A 16087-nucleotide genomic window follows, 5' to 3' on the forward strand; every position below is an offset into this window, starting at 1 on the left:
CCGGGGCGTCTGTCACGGCCGTGTGATGAGCCTGTGCCCCGCCTGTGAGTCGTCCGGAGCGGGGCTCCGGGGGTCCCCGTCCACGGGCAGGCGGACCGTGAAGACGGTCCGGCCGGGGACGCTCTCCACCGTCACCCCGCCGCCGTGGGCGAGGACGACGGCGCGGACGATCGCGAGACCGAGGCCGGTGGAGCCTGCGTTCCGGGAGCGGGAGGCGTCGCCGCGCGCGAACCGTTCGAAGACGGAGGGCAGGAGGGCGGGCGGAACGCCGGGACCGTCGTCCTCGACCTCCACCAGCGCGTCCGCCCCCTCCCGGCGGACGCGGGCGGTGACCCTCGTGCCGGGCGGGGTGTGGGTGCGGGCGTTGGCGAGGAGGTTGACGAGGACCTGCTGGAGCCGGGTGCCGTCGGCCCGCACCGGCACCTCCGTCCCGTCCCCGGGGAGTCCGAGGCCCCAGAGGTGTCCGGGGCCGGCGGCGCGGGCGTCGCTCACGGCGTCCACGACGAGGGGGACGAGGTCCGCGGTCCCGTACGAGAGGGGGCGTCCGGCGTCGAGCCGGGCGAGCAGCAGCAGGTCCTCCACGAGGCCGGTCATCCGGGTCGCCTCCGACTCGATGCGGCCGAGGGCGTGCCGGGTGTCGGGCCCGCACTCCTCCCGGCCGCGCCGGGTCAGCTCCGCGTACCCCCGGATCGAGGCCAGCGGGGTGCGCAGTTCGTGGCTGGCGTCCGCGACGAACTGCCGGACCCGGGTCTCGCTCTGCTGGCGCGCGTCCAGCGCCGAGTGGACGTGGTCGAGCATCCGGTTGAGGGCCGCGCCGACCTGGCCGACCTCCGTGCGCGGGTCGGCCTCCGCCTCCGGCACCCGCTGGTGGAGCGCGACCTCCCCGCTGTGCAGCGGGAGGCGGGCGACCTGGCGCGCGGTGGCGGCGACCCGCCGCAGCGGGCGCAGGGCCACCCGGACGAGCACGGTGCCGGCGATCGACGCCGCGACGAGCCCGGCGCCCGTGACGCTCAGTTCGACCAGCACGAGGGTGGAGAGGGTGTCGTCCACCTCGGTGAGCGGGATGCCGGCGAGGAAGGTGCCGCGGCCGCCCTCCGCGTACGCGACCCGGTAGGAGCCGAGGCCGCCGGGCAGCTCGACGGTGTGCGGCCCGCCGTCGCGCGGGACGGCGGCGAGGGCGGCCCGCTGTTCCGCGTCCAGCGCCCTGACGGGGAACCTCGGCCCGTCCGTACCGCCGTTCCCGGCCACCTCCGTCGAGTATCCGGCCGCGGTGATCTCCCCGCCGGTCAGGACCGCGCCGACGGCGCCTATCGGGGAGCCCGGACCGCCGAGGAAGGCCAGGGGTTCCCGGCCCCGGCCGGGGTCCGGCACGGGCATGACGACCGGTGGCCCGGCGGCCCGCTCGGAGAGCCCCCGGACCTGTTCGTCGGCCTGGTCGTACAGGTACGAGCGGAACGCGATCGTGGTGACCGTGCCGATGACGGCCGCGACGACCGCGATCAGCGCCACCGCCGACACGACGAGCCGGGTCCGCAGCGACCAGGGCCGCCGTACGCCTCGCAGCACCGGGCGCTACTCCCCCGGCTTGATGAGGTATCCGGCCCCGCGCCGGGTGTGGATCATCGGGGAGCGGCCCGCGTCGATCTTCCGGCGCAGGTAGGAGATGTAGAGCTCCACGACGTTGGCCTGGCCCCCGAAGTCGTACGACCAGACCCGGTCGAGGATCTGCGCCTTGCTGAGCACCCGGCGCGGATTGTGCATGAGGTAGCGCAGCAGCTCGAACTCGGTCGCCGTGAGGTGGATCGAGACGCCGCCCCGGGTGACCTCGTGGCTGTCCTCGTCGAGGGTCAGGTCCCCGACGGTGAGCAGTGACTCGCTGCGGGACTGCGCGGCCCCGGACCTGCGGATGAGGCCGCGCAGCCGGGCCACCACCTCCTCCAGGCTGAAGGGTTTGGTCACGTAGTCGTCGCCGCCCGCCGTGAGCCCGGCGATCCGGTCCTCCACGGCGTCCTTCGCCGTCAGGAAGAGCACCGGCACATCGGGCAGCTCGCGCCGGATCGGGCCGAGCAGGCTCAGCCCGTCGGTGTCGGGCAGCATCACGTCCAGGATCACGGCGTCGGGCCGGAACTCCCGTGCGGAGCGGAGCGCGGAGACTCCGTCCCCGGCGCTCATGACCTGCCAGCCCTCGTAGCGCAGGGCCATGGAGAGCAGTTCGGTGAGCGAGGCCTCGTCGTCGACGACGAGGACCCGGACGGCGGTTCCGTCGGCGCGGAGCATGTCGGCACGGGCACCGGCCCGTGCGCTCGTGCGGTGTGGGGTGACGGTCATGGCCCCAGGCTGGCGGCCCCCGCTGAAAGGCCTCTTTCCCTTTCCTGTGAATTCCCTGAGAAACGGCCGTCCGCGCGCCCGGCCGGCGTGGTTTCACGTGAAACGGGAGGGGACGGGGGTCAGTGGGCCGGTTTCACGTGAAACAGCGCCGCCCCGTTCTCGTACAGGACCCGCCGGAGCCAGTCGTCCCCGAGTCCGAGACGTTCGAGCGCGTGGAGCTGATGGGCGTACGGGTACGGGATGTTGGGGAAGTCCGATCCGAGGAGGATCCGGTCGCCGAGGTCGAGGAGCCGCGTGCGCTCGGCCTCCGGGAAGGGCGCGAACCGTTCGCTGAAGTCGGTGAACGCCATGGTGGTGTCGAGACGGACGTCCGCGTACCGCTCGGCCAGGGAGAGGAAGTCCGCGTACTCGGGCATCCCCATGTGCGCGACGATCAGCCGCAGTCGGGGATGCCGGGCGAGCAGTCGCCCCACGGGCCCGGGGCCGGTGAAGTTCCCCGGAGCGGGTCCCGAGCCGCAGTGGATGACGACGGGGGTACCGCTGTCGGCGAGGGTCCCCCACACCGCGTCGAGCCGGGTGTCGTTCGGGTCGAACCCGCCCACCTGGAGGTGCACCTTGAAGACCTGGGCCCCGGCGTCGAGCGCTTCCCTGACGTACCGGTCGACACCCGGCTCGGGGAAGAAGGTCGCGGTGTGCAGGCAGTCGGGGGTGCGGGCGGCGAAGTCGGCGGCCCAGGAGTTCAGCCAGGCGCCCATGCCGGGCTTGTGCGGGTAGAGCATCGCGGTGAAGGCGACCGCCCCGAACCCGCGCAGGAGGGCGAGCCGGCGGTCCTCCTCCTCGCGGTACGTGATGGGCCACTCCAGACCGGTCAGGGGGCCGACGGCGTCGAAGTAGGCCCAGACCTTGTCGAGGACGTTCTTCGGCATGAAGTGCGTGTGCACGTCGACGAGCCCGGGGACGCCGAGTCGCGCGAGGAGTTCCGGGACGTCCACCACGCCGGCCGTCCCGTCCGTACCGTCGTTCCCGTTCATATCCGCAACTCCGCTCGGCCTCGGCGACAGCGACGCAGGGGGCGGTGGGGGTCCGCCCCCGGTTTCGGGGTCATGCGCTCACCCTCGCGGGGGCCGGACCCGGATGTCGACGCCTCCGGCCGAAGAGATCCAAGACGTTACGGAACGCTCCCGGCCCCGGGCCCTCCGGACGTTACGGAACCCTCCCCGCCCGGGGCCCTCCGGACGTTACGGAACCCTCCCGCCCGGGCCCTCCGGACGTTGCGGAACGTCCCCGGCCCGGGGAGCCCTTCAGAAGAGTTCCCCCTGCTCGCCCCGCTCGCCCGGATCGTCCGAGGACGCCGCCGGCGCCACCGGCACGGAGAAGCCGTCCCCCTCCCCGGCCCCACGGAGGACCCATCCGCCCATGAGCCGGGTGTCGAGGACGAGACAGCGTCCGTCCGGGGCGAGGAGGTGCAGGTCGGGTCCGGCGGCGGCGAGCAGCCGCCCGGTGACGGCCCCGCCGTCCGTCAGCTCGGTGACCGTGCCGGAGAGCGGCGGCAGCCCGTCGAGACGGAAGGCCCCGGCGTGGTCGCGCGGGGCGAACTCCAGGGGTTCCAGGGTCTCGGTCCATCCGCCGACCTCCCGGGCGCGCCGGTACAGCTCCCCGACTTCCCGGGCCCGGTCGGCGGCGGGCGGCAGGGCGTGCCGGGCGGCCCGCTTCCGCTCGTACGCCACCCGGTCGGGAACGCCGAGCGCCTGCCGCAGGACCTCCTCGGTGCGCCGTGCGGCCATCAGCGGCCCCCGGCCGAGCCAGCTGAACGCGACGGCTCCCTGCTCCAGGAGCCGGGCCTCGCCCCGCGCCTCGGCGGTGATCCCCACCTTGGTCATGCCGGGCCCGAACCAGGCCAGGTAGACGCGGTACGGCCGGGGATCGTCCGCGACGGTGTCGGCCGCGACCGAGTGGGCCCGGTCGAGCCGCGCGCACTCCGCGCACCGCCCGCCGGTGGCCCGGCCGGGCACGGCGGCCGTCAGGGGGCAGGGGTTGCCCCGGGCCCCCGGGCACCGCCGGACCCCGGCGGCGCGGAAGGCGAGCGGCTCTCCGTACGCGAGCGCGCTGACCCTCCCGCCCTGCCACCGCAGTCCCGGCGACCCGCCGCTCCAGGTGATCCCCCGGCACCGCCACTCCACGCCCATGCCTCCCCGGCCTCCGCTCCGGTCCCTGTGCTCCCCGGGTGTCCAGTCTCCGCCACATCCGCTTCCAGACCCCGGTCCGGAGTCCCCGGGGCCATCACCCCGGCGTCTTCGGCCTGGCGAACGCGCTGGCCCGGGAGGGCCGGCTCTCCCCTGCCGAGTACGCGGTCCGGCGCGCCTCGAACGACTGGTACGACGCGCACTTCCCGAACCCGTCGGAGGCCGATCCCACGGTCTACGACCCGGTGGTGAACCCGGGCGCCGCCGCCTGGTTCCGGCCGACGGCGACCGAGGCCCTGGCCCGGGTCGTCCCGTACCTGCGCATCCTGCGGGACCACGGCGTGCCCTGCGTACGCCTGGAGTCGGCGTCCCCGGGCCGGATCGTCCACGCGGACGCCTACCAGGTGGTGGCGGTCGGGCCACCGGACCGCGCGGGGGCGTAGGCCCGGTTCAGAGCGCCCGGGTCAGGGCACCCGGTTCAGGGCAGGACGTAGATCCGCGTCCCGTCGGGATCGGGTTCCCCGACCTCCCTCATGCACCCGCGTTCGACGAGGAGCCGTACGCAGGCGTGGACGCGCTCGTCGGAGAGGCCGGTGCGGCGGGTGACGTCCTGGGCCCGGTAGCGCACCCCGCCCCGGACGAGTCCGGGGGCGAGGCAGCTCGCCACCGTCCGCACGTCCCCGGTGATGGCCCAGGACTCGACCAGCGCCTGCGGGCTGAGGGTGCCGGTGCCGCCGGTGCGCTGGCGGGGCACGGCGAGCCGCTCGAGGGAGTCGGCGACCCTGGAGAGGCTCTTCCGGGTCTCGCGGAGCAGCTCCGCGTACTCGACCCGCTCGGCGTACGCGACGGCCTGCTCGTCGAGCCGGCCCTCCAGGCGTACGAGGACGTCGACGAGTTCCGGCGGCAGGAGGAACCCGGCGTGCACCGGGGAGGGTTCGAGGCCGTACCCGCCGTACCGCTGGACGGCCGCCACCACCTCGGCCACCCACGCCCGGAACGGCCCGGCCTCCGGCTTCCGGCACGCTCCGACGAGCTGGACGAGCCCCTGGAGGCTCACCATCCGCGTCGCCGCCCTGATCCCGCTCCGGCGGAGGAACTCCTCGTCCCGCGCGATCTCCCGCGCGGACGACAGGCTCTCCCCGGACAGCGCCACCGTCCGCAGCGCCTCCCGCGTCCCCCCGTACCCCAGGCGCTTCGCCACGTCCACCACCGGAAACCAGTGGGACCCGTCCGGAGCGGTCAGTCTCCGCAGGCGCTCCCCGGTGGCGGCGTACACCACGTCATCGATGTCGATCGCGTCCATCGATCATCACCTCCGTCTCGCACGCTAGGACGAAGGCATATTCAACTGACATGAAAATCAGGCAGGTTCACCCAAAAGGGGAGACCCCCGAGGATTCACCGCCGCCCTGCCGCCTTCCGACCGTAGCTCCGGCGAATGGGGACACTCGCTGACGCCAGAGGCCCCCTGGACGGTGTCCAGGGGGCCTCTGATCTGTGTGCACTCGGCAGGATTCGAACCTGCAACCTTCTGATCCGTAGTCAGATGCTCTATCCGTTAAGCTACGAGTGCTTGTTTTCAGTTCTTGTCTTCGCTCCCCGGCCTTTCGGCCCGCTCGCGGCGACAGGAAGAACATTACATGACTGCCGCCGTCATGTGAAATCCGATTCCCCCACCCCTTGTGACCTGCGGAAACGTCCCGCGACGACCGGAGGACGAGGAGGGGAAACGACCCCTGGCGGGTGGAGCGCGAAGGCCGGGAACGGCCGAAGCCCCGGCCTGGGGGCCGGGGCTTCGGTGTGGGGCGGAGGCGGAGGGATTTGAACCCTCGATGGGCTTTAAGACCCAAACCGCATTAGCAGTGCGGCGCCATAGACCGGACTAGGCGACGCCTCCATGCACCTCACGCATACGCGGGTGGTGCGTGCAGATGATGACACAGGCGGACCGGCTGTCACCAATCGATTCTCACCGTACTAGCCCTCCGGGGGTCAGGGCAAAGCCTCGTCACCCCCCGGCGATCCCCCTCGCGCCCCGGCGCACCCCGCCCGACGCCCTGCCCCACCCTCCGCTCCCCCTCGCCCCTCCCGCTCTCCGCTCCCCCTCGCCCTCGCCCTCGCCCCTCCCGCTCTCCGCTCCCCCTCACCCTCGCCCTTCCCGCTCCCGCTCCCGCTCCCGCTCCCGCACGTTCCCGCCCGCCCGGCGCACCCCGCTTGCGCAACGCCGCGGCGGCCGGAGCGTTAGAGGGAACGGAGCGGGGCGCGCCGTGCGCCGCTCCGCCCGTCGTCCCCGTACGCCCCATGGACCCCGCGCGTCCCGTCGCCCCTGGAGATCCGCATGCTGCGCCGCCTCGTTCTCGCGACACTCGCCACCACCGCCGGAGCCGCCGGCCTCGGGCCCCTGCCCCCGCTGCCCCTGTTCCCGGCGCCTGCGCCGAAGCCCGACGTGCTGACCGTGGCGATCTCCCGGAGCGGCCACCCCGAAGCCGACGGAACCTTCGGGCTGAGGTGCGGGGAACGGGCCGGGGGCGACCATCCGGCCGCCGAACGCGCCTGCGCGCGCCTGGCCGAACTGGCCGCCGCGGACGAGGACCCGTTCCTGCCGGTTCCGGAGGACCGGCTCTGCACGCAGGTGTACGGCGGACCCGTCGTCGCCCGGGTGACCGGAAGCTGGCGGGGCCGGGAGGTCGACGCGCGGTTCTCCCGCGCGAACGGCTGCGAGATCGACCGCTGGGAGAATCTGGAACCCGTCCTTCCCCTCGTCCGTGGATGACGTGCGGAGATGCGGTGCGGGGACGACGGCCGGGGGCGGCGTCCGGGAGTGCCGGCCCTCGCCTCCCTTAGACTCCCTTCATGACAGGCCGCGGTCCGAGGGGCAAGATGGGGCCGGCCGGTCGACAGACCAAGCGCGTGCAGTGCGTCAGGGAGGAAGCGTCGTCGTGAGCAGCAGGCCATCCCGAGGCGCTGCTCGCCTCGCAGCCATACTCGACGCCCTCCCCGACGGCCTGGTGCTCGTCAACTGCAACGGCACGGTCGTCAACGCCAACAGCATCGCCCTCGGCATGTTCGAGACGCCGGGCACCGCGCTCGTCGGGCGCGGTCTGCTCGACCTGCTGCCCGAGTTCGACTCGCGACTCATCCCCGGCTCCATGCGCCGCCCCGAGAACACCGACGAGCGGGGCCGCACCAAGCCGACCCGGATGGTCGCCCGTCGCACGGACGGCGGCGAGTTCCCCGTCGAGGTGACCAGCGCCAGCCTGGAGGACGGCCGCGAGGCCTACGCCTCCCACAGCGGCTACACCGGCGACGAACTGCTCATGCTGGTCGTGCGCGACCTCACCGGGACCGTCGACACCGAGGCCGAACTCGCCCGCTCCCAGCGGCAGACCGAGATGATCCTGCGCGCCGCCGCCGAGGGCGTCGTCGGCACGGACACCGACGGCCGGGTCGTCCTCGTCAACCCCGCGGCCGCCCAGATCCTGGGGTACCGCGCCGGCGAACTCGGCGGCCAGGAACTGCACCCGCTGATCCTCGCCAAGCGGGCCGACGGCGAGCCCTTCCCGTACGAGGAGTCGCCGCTCGCCGACACCCTCAAGTCCGGCCGCAAGCACCGGGTGCGGGGACAGGTGCTGTGGTCGAAGAAGGGCGAGCGGGTCCCGGTCGACCTGACGACCGCTCCGGTGCGGGACGGGGACCAGCTCGTCGGCGCGGTGATGACCTTCACCGACCGCAGGCCGTACGAACAGCTCGCCGAGCGGCACGCCGCCGAACTCGCCGACCGCGCCGAGCGGGCGGCGGCGGAGCGGGAGGTCCAGCAGGAGCGGTACGCCTCGCTCGCCGCCCGCCACGAACAGCTGACGGCCGTCCTCGCCGAGTCGCTGCGCGGCCCCCTGGAGGAACTGCGCGCCCAGCTCGGCACCCTCGCCGCCGACGACGCCGGGCAGCTGTGGCCCGAGGCCAACCAGGTGCTCCACCACCTCGCCGCCGGATACGCCCGGATGACGGCGCTCGTGGACAACGTCCTGGAGTACCAGCGCCTCGACGCGGGCGCGGAGAAGCTCGACAAGCGCGTCGCGCTCCTCGACGAGGTCGTGACGGCCGGCATCGACGGGGCCGTGGAGCTGATCGGGCCCGGCCGCGCGCAGTTCGCCGTGCACGCGCCGCCCATCGAGGCCGAGGTGGACCCCGCCCGGCTCGCCACCGCCCTCGCGCACCTCGTCGCGGACGTCGCCGGCGTCGACGCGACCGGCAAGGACCGGGCCGCGGCCCAGGGTTCCGCGGCGGCCGACTCCACGATCGTCGTCGCGGCCGCCCAGCGCGGTGACGTCGTACGGATCGAGGTCCGCGGCCCGTACGCGGGCGGCGACCCGGTCCACGGACCCGTCGTGCGCGGGATCGTGGCGGCGCACGGCGGTGTCGTGCAGACCCACGAGGTGCCGGGCACCAGCGGGGGCGCGTACGTCCTCGAAGTACCGGTCGGCGCGGGGCGCGGCACGGTTCCCGCTCCCCCTCCCCCGGCCCGGAACGGCGGGGCCTCCGGAGGCCGTGAGGCGCTCGCGCTGCCCGCGCAGGCGTCGTCGGAACCGGTCGTTCCTCCCGCCGGCGTGCCGTCCGCGCCTCTGACGCCGCCTGCGCCCCCGGCGCCGCCCGTGCCCGTCCCTCCGTCCGCGTCCGGTCCCGGCGCGGGAGCGGGCCAGGCCGCGGATACCTCCGGCGGGGGGCGGCGGCGCGCCCGGCGCGGTTCCACGGACGCCTTCCTGGAGGGTCCGGCCCTGCCCGAGGACGACACCCCGGCCGGTGCCGGGTCCGGCGGCCGCCGCCGGGCCCGTGCGGGAGAGCCCGCCACGGCGGCCGACCTGATCCCGGCCCAGCACAACGCGGCCGTTTCCGCCGGTTCGCCCGTGGAGCCCACCGGGCGGCGCCGGGGCCGGCCCGCCGAGGGCTCCGTCGTGACCGCCGCCGAGGGGGCGCAGGGACGTGCCGCGCTCGGCGCGGCCGTACCGCCGCAGGGCGTCCCCGCCGAACCCGCCGGTGCTCCCGCCCTGGCCCGGGCCCTGCCGGCCGTCGCCTCCGAGGAGATCCCGGCGCGGCCGAGCGGGCGCCGGCGGCGTGCGCTGGCCGCCGCGCAGGAACGGGCGGCGGCGGCCGAGGCCGGGCCCCGCACGCCGTTCGCGCTGCCGCCCGCCGACGCCGACCGCGAGGCACCGCTCCCCGCCGCTCCCGTGGCCGGGCCGCTGCCGGTCCCCGACGAGGAGCGGCACGAGGCCGTACGGGAGCTCCCGGACGCCGCTCACGCGTCGCCGCGGTTCCCCGCCCCGTCGCCCGCGCCCGGGCAGCCCCTGCCGCAGGTCCCGCCACCGGGACCGGTCCCGGCCGCGACCACGGCTCCGGTACCGGCCCAGGACCCGACCCCGCCGCCGGCCCCCCTGCCGTTCCCGGCTCCCGCCGAACCGACCGGGCGGCGGCGGGCCGTCACGCCCCCGCCGCCGGAGACGCCGCACGGCGACGACACCGGTGCCGGTACCGGTTCGGGCACCGGTTCCGTACCGCTGCCGCCCGAGCTGCCCATGCCGAGGGAGGCGACCCGGGGGACCCACGGGCGGGCGTTCAGCGTCCGCACGCTGGGGCAGGGCGTCCCGTTCGTCCCGCCGGCCCCGCAGGCCGCGCCGCACCCGCAGAACCCGCAGGTTCCGCCGGGCCCACAGACGCCCCAGGGCGCCCAGCCACCCCGGGCCGTCCCCGTCGCCCCTCCCGCTCCGGCGGCGCCCGCCGCCCCGGGCCCCGGTTCCGCCCCGTCCAACGGTTCCGGGCGCCGGCGCAGGCTCGCCGCCCCGCCCGAGGTGGACCCGCCGGTCCCGACGGCGCTCCCCGCGCCGGCCGGGTCCGACGCCGCGCCGCACCCGCATCCACCGGTCCAGGCGTATCCGCAACCGGAGGCCGGGCTTCCCTCGCCCGAGGGCCGCGCGTACGCCATAGGGGCGCCCGCCGAGGGTTCCGCGGAAGGTCCCGAACCGCTCGACGGTCCCGGCGGCGCGGTCGAGGTCGCCAACCGGCCCGCCCCGCACCCCGTGGACGACGAGCTGCCCCCGGAGCCGCTGGACAACCCGCGCCGGCTGCTCGTCTGGCCCGCGCCCGACGTCTCCACGCAGCAGGCGCTGAGCGACCGCGGCTACCGGCCGGTGATCGTGCACTCCCGCGAGGAGGTGGACGCGCAGATCGCCGCCTTCCCGGCCGCGCTCTTCGTGGACCCGCTGACCGGCCCCATCACCCGTACCGCGCTCCAGTCCCTGCGCCGGGCCGCCGTCGCGGCCGAGGTGCCGGTGCTGCTCGCGGCCGGTCTGGGGCAGGCGTCCCGCGAGGCGGCGTACGGCGCCGATCCGGCGGTGCTCCTCAAGGCGCTCGCGCCGCGCGACAGCGAGCAGCACCCGTCCCGGGTCCTGCTGATCGAGGAGAACGAGGACATCGCGGAGGCGCTCGCGGCCGCCCTGGAGCGACGCGGGATGCAGGTGGCGCGGGCCGCCACGGACACCGAAGCGGTCACCCTCGCCGCGCAGACGCAGCCGAACCTCGTGGTGATGGACCTGATGCAGGTGCGCCGCCGCCGGGCCGGGATCATCGACTGGCTGCGCGCGAACGGGCACCTCAACCGGACTCCGCTCGTCGTCTACACCTCGGCCGACCTCGCCGGGGACGAGCTGCCGAGGCTGTCCTCGGGCGAGACGGTGCTCTTCCTGGCCGAGCGCTCCAACAGCGCCGAGGACCAGGCCAGGATCGTCGACCTGCTCGCGAAGATCGGCACCAACTAGGACGGCGGGGCGGGGCCGGGGCACACGGCCCGCCCCGCCCCCGCCCGGCTACAGCCGGGTCACGTCCAGCTCGCCCTCCGCGTACTGCTTGCGGATGACCTTCTTGTCGAACTTGCCGACGCTCGTCTTCGGCACCGCCGGCACGACCGCCCACCGCTCCGGCAGCTGCCACCTGGCGATGCCGCCCTCCGTCGCGAGGAAGTCCTTCAGCGCCTCGTAGTCCGCCGTCGCCCCCTCCTTGAGGACGACGGTCGCGAGCGGACGCTCGCCCCACTTCTCGTCCGGGACGGCGACGACGGCCGCCTCGGCGACCTCCGGGTGCGCCATGAGCGCGTTCTCCAGCTCGACGCTGGAGATCCACTCGCCGCCGGACTTGATGACGTCCTTGGCCCGGTCGGTGAGGGTGAGGAAGCCGTCGGGGCTGATCACGCCGACGTCGCCGGTCTTGAGCCAGCCGTCCGCGCTGAACTTGTCCTCGGGGCGGAGCGGTTCGCCGTCCACGCCGCTGTAGTACGCGCCCGCGATCCAGGTGCCGCGCACCTCCAGCTCGCCGGCCGACTCGCCGTCCCAGGGCAGGTGCTCTCCGGAGGGGCCGACGAGGCGCGCCTCGACACCGGCCGGGAAACGACCCTGCGTCACGCGGTACGGCCACTCCTCGTCGGCCGTGAGGCCCGCCGGCGGGTGGGCCATCGTGCCCAGCGGGGAGGTCTCGGTCATGCCCCAGGCGTGGCAGAGGCGGACGCCGAGCTTGTCGTACGCCTCCATCAGGGAGGGCGGACAGGCCGCGCCGCCGATGGTGACCTGGGCCATGGAGGAGAGGTCGCGCGGGTTGGCGGTGACCTCGGCGAGCAGACCCTGCCAGATGGTGGGGACGGCGGCCGCGTGGGTCGGCTTCTCGCGCTCGATCATGTCGGCGAGCGGGGCCGGCTGGAGGAAACGGTCCGGCATGAGCATGTTGATGCCGGTCATGAAGGTGGCGTGCGGCAGCCCCCAGGCGTTCACGTGGAACTGGGGCACCACGATCAGGGTCGTGTCCTTGGCGGTGAGGCCCATCGACTCGGCCATGTTCACCTGCATCGAGTGCAGGTAGATCGAGCGGTGGGAGTAGACGACGCCCTTGGGGTCGCCCGTGGTGCCGGAGGTGTAGCACATGGCCGCGGCCGTGCGCTCGTCCAGTTCCGGCCAGTCGTACGTGGTCGGGCGGCCGGCGATCAGCTCCTCGTAGTCGTGCACGCGCGGCGCGGCGCCGTCCAGGACGGAACGGTCGCCGGGGCCCGCGACCACGACGTGCTCGACCGTCGGCAGGTGCGGGAGCAGCGGGGCGAGGAGGGGAAGCAGCGAGCCGTTGACGATCACGACCCGGTCGACGGCGTGGTTGACGATCCACACCAGCTGCTCCGGGGGGAGGCGGAGGTTGAGGGTGTGGAGGACGGCGCCCATGGAGGGGATCGCGAAGTACGCCTCGACGTGCTCGGCGTTGTTCCACATCAGGGTGGCGACCCGCTGGTCGCCGGTGACGCCGAGTTCGTCGCGCAGGGCGTTGGCCAGCTGGTGCGCGCGGGTCCCGGCCTCGGCGAACGTGCGCCGCTGCGGCTCGGACCCACCCGTCCAGGTGGTGATGGTGGACTTCCCGTGGATCGTCATCCCGTGTTCGAGGATGCGGCTCACGGTCAGCTGTACGTCCTGCATGGTGCTGTACACGGGGCGTCCTCCCGATGGGCGCTACGTGGCAGTAAGGGTGGGAAGATTCTGCGCACGTACCGCGCGGTATGTCACTACCCGGGAGTATGGAAATTGCCAGCGATTACTGGCGACGGGAAGATCCGGAGGGGGATGAGCCGGGTCTTTCCCCGCGTTTTTCCCGTGGTTTTCCCGCACTCCTCTCCACGCACCGGGGCCCGGCGGGGAGTCCGGCGGGGGAGTCCGGCGAGGAATCCGGCCCCGTTTCCGGACCGTACCGGGGGCCGTACGGGAAGGTTTCCCAGGGCCTACCTACCGGACGGGGAACAGCTCCGGGTCCTCCCGGAGCTTGCCCAGGGCACGGGACACCGCGCTCTTGACCGTACCGACCGACACCCCCAGCACCTCGGCCGTCCGGGCCTCGCTCAGGTCCTCGTAGTACCGCAGGACCACCATCTGCCGCTGCCGCTCCGGCAACTTGAGCACCGCCCGCCACATCGCGTCGTGCAGCGCCTGCCGCTCCGCCGGGTCCGACACGGGGAGGCCGGCCGGCTCGGGCAGCTCCTCGCACACGAACTCGTCGACCTTGCGCTTGCGCCACTGCGACGTACGGGTGTTCAGCAGCGCCCGGCGCACGTAGCCGTCCAGGGCGCGGTGGTCCTCGATGCGCTCCCAGGCGACGAAGGTCTTGGCGAGCGCGGTCTGGAGGAGGTCCTCCGCGTCCGACGGGTTGGCCGTCAGGGAGCGCGCGGTGCGCAGGAGTACGGGCCCACGCGCCCGCACGTACGCGGAGAAGGTCGGGTACGACGCGTACTGCGAGGCACCGGCGCAGACGGGGCCAGAGGGTGGCGGAGTCATGACTCCACGCTAGGAGGGGAGGGACGGCCGGCGGATCGGCCCCAGGTCCCGAACCGCCGTCCGCCTCAGGTTGTAGGGGCGGGGACGGCCGGACCTCCTCTGGGTGGAGTTCCCGTCCGCCCGGCTCAGGGTCCGGTCCGGTCCCGCACCACGGCGGTGCGGGTGAGGGCGGGACGGGCGACGGGCGCGTCCACGGCGTTGCGGTCGATCACGAGACGCCGGCCTCCGTACGTCTCCGAGACGTTGCCCGCGTACTGGTGAATGCGGGCGTGCGGCGTCCAGGCCGCCGGGTCCAGCACGGCCTCGGTGGCCGGTGTGGGCCGGCCCGTCCAGCGCGCGAACCACATCACGGCCGGCAGGTCGGGCGTGCCCGCCTTCCGCTGCGTCTCGATGTCCCGCACCCCGGTGTCCGCGCTGCTGTAGAACCCGGGAAGGTAACCGAGGCGCCGCACCTCCCGGTTCCAGCCGCGCACGAAGGTGAGGGTGGTCGCGGCGCAGGCCGCGTCACCGCGGCGGTAGGCCTCGATGTCGAGGTAGAGCGGACTGCTCGTCCCCAGCCCCAGGGCGCGCGCCGCCCGTACCGCCTCCCCTCCCTCCTTGGTCCCCTGCCCCCAGGGGTCGGCCCCGATGGCGAAGGGCTTCTTGGCGGGCGCGTCGACGCACGGTGCCTGCGAGCCGACGAAGACGGGCAGCAGCCGCCAGCCCATGGCGTGCACCGAGGTGACCCAGTCGGGGCCGAGCTCCCGCTGGCCGGGACAGCCCCGGCCCCGTCCGGCGAAGTAGATCCCGACGGCCCCGTACGGCGAACCCCACCAGGCCCTCATCACGTCCAGGGAGGGCGCCTCGCAGGTGTCGAAGGCCTTGCCGGTGAAGTAGGCGGGGGTGGAGACCTCGGAGGCGGAGCCGGAGACGGCCGAGACGGCGGATGCGGCTGATGCGGTGGATGCGGTGGATGCGGCGGAGACATCGGAAGCCGGGACGGCGGGGAGTGGGGCGGCGGCGGCCGGAGCGGCGGAGGGCGCGGCGGCGGGAGGCAGGGCGACGGAGGGCGAAGGGGTGGGGGCGGCGCCCGGAGCCTCGGGAGCGGTGGGAGCGGCGGGGGCTCCCGGGAAGAGGGCCGTCCCGGGGCGCCCGGAAGCGGCCGCGGGGGCCCCGGGAGCGGCACCCGGCACGGGACCCGCGCCGGGTGCCGGAGCGGCGCCGGATGCCGGAAGGGTGCCGGGTGCCGGAACCGGAACCGGAGCCGCGACCGGTGCCGGGGGGCCGGGTGTCGTCGGGGTGCTGAGGAGGGTCGTCCCGGCCACCGCCACCGTCAGGACGGCGGTCACGGCCCGTGCCCGGGAGAACGGCGCGGCTCGTCGTACGGAGGCCGGCACCGCGACCGGTGCGGAAGTGGGTCCCACGGAGGACCGGGACGTGGGCGGGGTACTCGTGCTCATGCCGTGAGTGAAGGGCCGGTCACCCCACCCGGCCACCGCTGGGGCCGTCGCCTCAGCCGTCCGTGCCCAGGATCAACCCGGACGTGGGAACCCCGCGCCCACCGCGCCCCGGTCCGGCCCCTCCGCACATCCGGACCTGCTCCGCTCCGCGCCCCCGGTACACGGGATGCTCCGCCCCCGGGACACGGACCGCTCGGAACACCTGGTGCACGGACCATTCCGGACCACCCGGTGCACGGACCGCTCCGGACCATTCGGCGCGTTTGACTCCGGGCCACTCCGCCACCCCCGCGCCCCCGGGCTCCGGTCCCCACCGAACCCCGGGCCCACACCCCGGCGTACCCCGCCCTCCAGCGGTCCCCGACGCGGCGTCCCGCTCCCCGTGCCGAAGAGCCGCCCGGCGAACCGCTGTTCCCGCTCCTTCCTCCCCGTCGAACCGGCCCCCTTCTCCCGCCCCGCCTCACCCCCGCTCTCCGTCACGGAGAGAAGTTGGCCGTCGGACGGGACCGGACCGTCCCGCCGGGGAACACGGTGGCGGAGATGCGGACGGCACGGATGTGTGCCGCGCCCGTCCCTGTCGTATCCGTCCCTGTCCTGCTCGTTCCCGTCATGTCCGTTCCCTTCGTTCCTGTACTTGTCGTTCCTGTGCCTGTCGCATCTGTCGTGCCTGCCGTGCCTGCCGTGCCTGCCGTGCCTGCCGTGCCTGTCCAACGGAAGTCGCCTATCGGTTACCGCTGTACGGGCCTGTCGTGTGGGCGGGGGCTCCGCCGAATACATGAAGTACCGCTGGGAC

At 74.6% G+C, this 16087-nt stretch carries 11 protein-coding genes and 2 tRNA genes; 3 read left to right on the plus strand and 10 right to left on the minus strand.

What is annotated here, in order from left to right:
• Nucleotides 1-12 precede the first annotated feature (12 nt).
• From ACZ3IL_RS09690 to ACZ3IL_RS09705, 4 genes are all read right to left on the minus strand, one after another.
• Nucleotides 13-1566, minus strand: coding sequence for a sensor histidine kinase (locus tag ACZ3IL_RS09690; RefSeq protein WP_467388387.1), 1554 nt, complete (start codon nucleotides 1564-1566; stop codon nucleotides 13-15).
• Between the two features lie 6 nt (nucleotides 1567-1572).
• On the minus strand, nucleotides 1573-2328 hold the full coding sequence (locus ACZ3IL_RS09695) for a response regulator transcription factor (protein ID WP_467388389.1): 756 nt from the start codon (nucleotides 2326-2328) through the stop codon (nucleotides 1573-1575).
• Between the two features lie 119 nt (nucleotides 2329-2447).
• Nucleotides 2448-3359, minus strand: a complete 912-nt coding sequence (locus ACZ3IL_RS09700; protein ID WP_467388391.1) for an amidohydrolase family protein — start codon at nucleotides 3357-3359, stop codon at nucleotides 2448-2450.
• A 270-nt stretch (nucleotides 3360-3629) separates the two neighbouring features.
• Nucleotides 3630-4514: a DUF2797 domain-containing protein gene (locus ACZ3IL_RS09705; RefSeq protein WP_467388393.1), complete on the minus strand. Its 885-nt coding sequence runs from the start codon at nucleotides 4512-4514 to the stop codon at nucleotides 3630-3632.
• 38 nt (nucleotides 4515-4552) lie between these two features.
• On the opposite strand from ACZ3IL_RS09705, the gene ACZ3IL_RS09710 reads away from it, so the two are divergent.
• Nucleotides 4553-4954: a hypothetical protein gene (locus ACZ3IL_RS09710; RefSeq protein ID WP_467388395.1), complete on the plus strand. Its 402-nt coding sequence runs from the start codon at nucleotides 4553-4555 to the stop codon at nucleotides 4952-4954.
• Nucleotides 4955-4989: 35 nt separating this feature from the next.
• On the opposite strand, the gene ACZ3IL_RS09715 is transcribed toward ACZ3IL_RS09710, so the two are convergent.
• The 3 genes from ACZ3IL_RS09715 to ACZ3IL_RS09725 form a co-directional block, all read right to left on the minus strand.
• Nucleotides 4990-5814, minus strand: a complete 825-nt coding sequence (locus ACZ3IL_RS09715; protein ID WP_467388397.1) for a BRO family protein — start codon at nucleotides 5812-5814, stop codon at nucleotides 4990-4992.
• Between the two features lie 197 nt (nucleotides 5815-6011).
• Nucleotides 6012-6084, minus strand: a tRNA-Arg gene (locus ACZ3IL_RS09720).
• 233 nt (nucleotides 6085-6317) lie between these two features.
• Nucleotides 6318-6408, minus strand: a tRNA-Ser gene (locus tag ACZ3IL_RS09725).
• Between the two features lie 441 nt (nucleotides 6409-6849).
• Here ACZ3IL_RS09725 and ACZ3IL_RS09730 point away from each other — a divergent pair.
• Nucleotides 6850-7284 (plus strand): SSI family serine proteinase inhibitor, encoded by a 435-nt coding sequence (locus ACZ3IL_RS09730; protein ID WP_467388399.1) that lies wholly within the window; start codon nucleotides 6850-6852, stop codon nucleotides 7282-7284.
• Nucleotides 7285-7450: 166 nt separating this feature from the next.
• Nucleotides 7451-11317: a response regulator gene (locus tag ACZ3IL_RS09735; RefSeq protein ID WP_467388401.1), complete on the plus strand. Its 3867-nt coding sequence runs from the start codon at nucleotides 7451-7453 to the stop codon at nucleotides 11315-11317.
• Between the two features lie 48 nt (nucleotides 11318-11365).
• On the opposite strand, the gene ACZ3IL_RS09740 is transcribed toward ACZ3IL_RS09735, so the two are convergent.
• The 3 genes from ACZ3IL_RS09740 to ACZ3IL_RS09750 all read right to left on the minus strand — a co-directional run bounded on the left by ACZ3IL_RS09740 (nucleotide 11366) and on the right by ACZ3IL_RS09750 (nucleotide 15294).
• On the minus strand, nucleotides 11366-13018 hold the full coding sequence (locus tag ACZ3IL_RS09740; RefSeq protein WP_467388403.1) for a long-chain fatty acid--CoA ligase: 1653 nt from the start codon (nucleotides 13016-13018) through the stop codon (nucleotides 11366-11368).
• A gap of 291 nt (nucleotides 13019-13309) precedes the next feature.
• A complete protein-coding gene (locus tag ACZ3IL_RS09745) occupies nucleotides 13310-13855 on the minus strand; it encodes a SigE family RNA polymerase sigma factor (protein ID WP_467388405.1) in 546 nt (181 codons plus the stop codon).
• A 125-nt stretch (nucleotides 13856-13980) separates the two neighbouring features.
• Entirely contained in the window at nucleotides 13981-15294 is a 1314-nt protein-coding gene (locus ACZ3IL_RS09750) for a DUF1906 domain-containing protein (protein ID WP_467388407.1), read from the minus strand.
• Between the last annotated feature and the right edge of the window lie 793 nt (nucleotides 15295-16087).

The sequence above is a fragment of the Streptomyces sp. NPDC014907 genome (assembly GCF_055562975.1).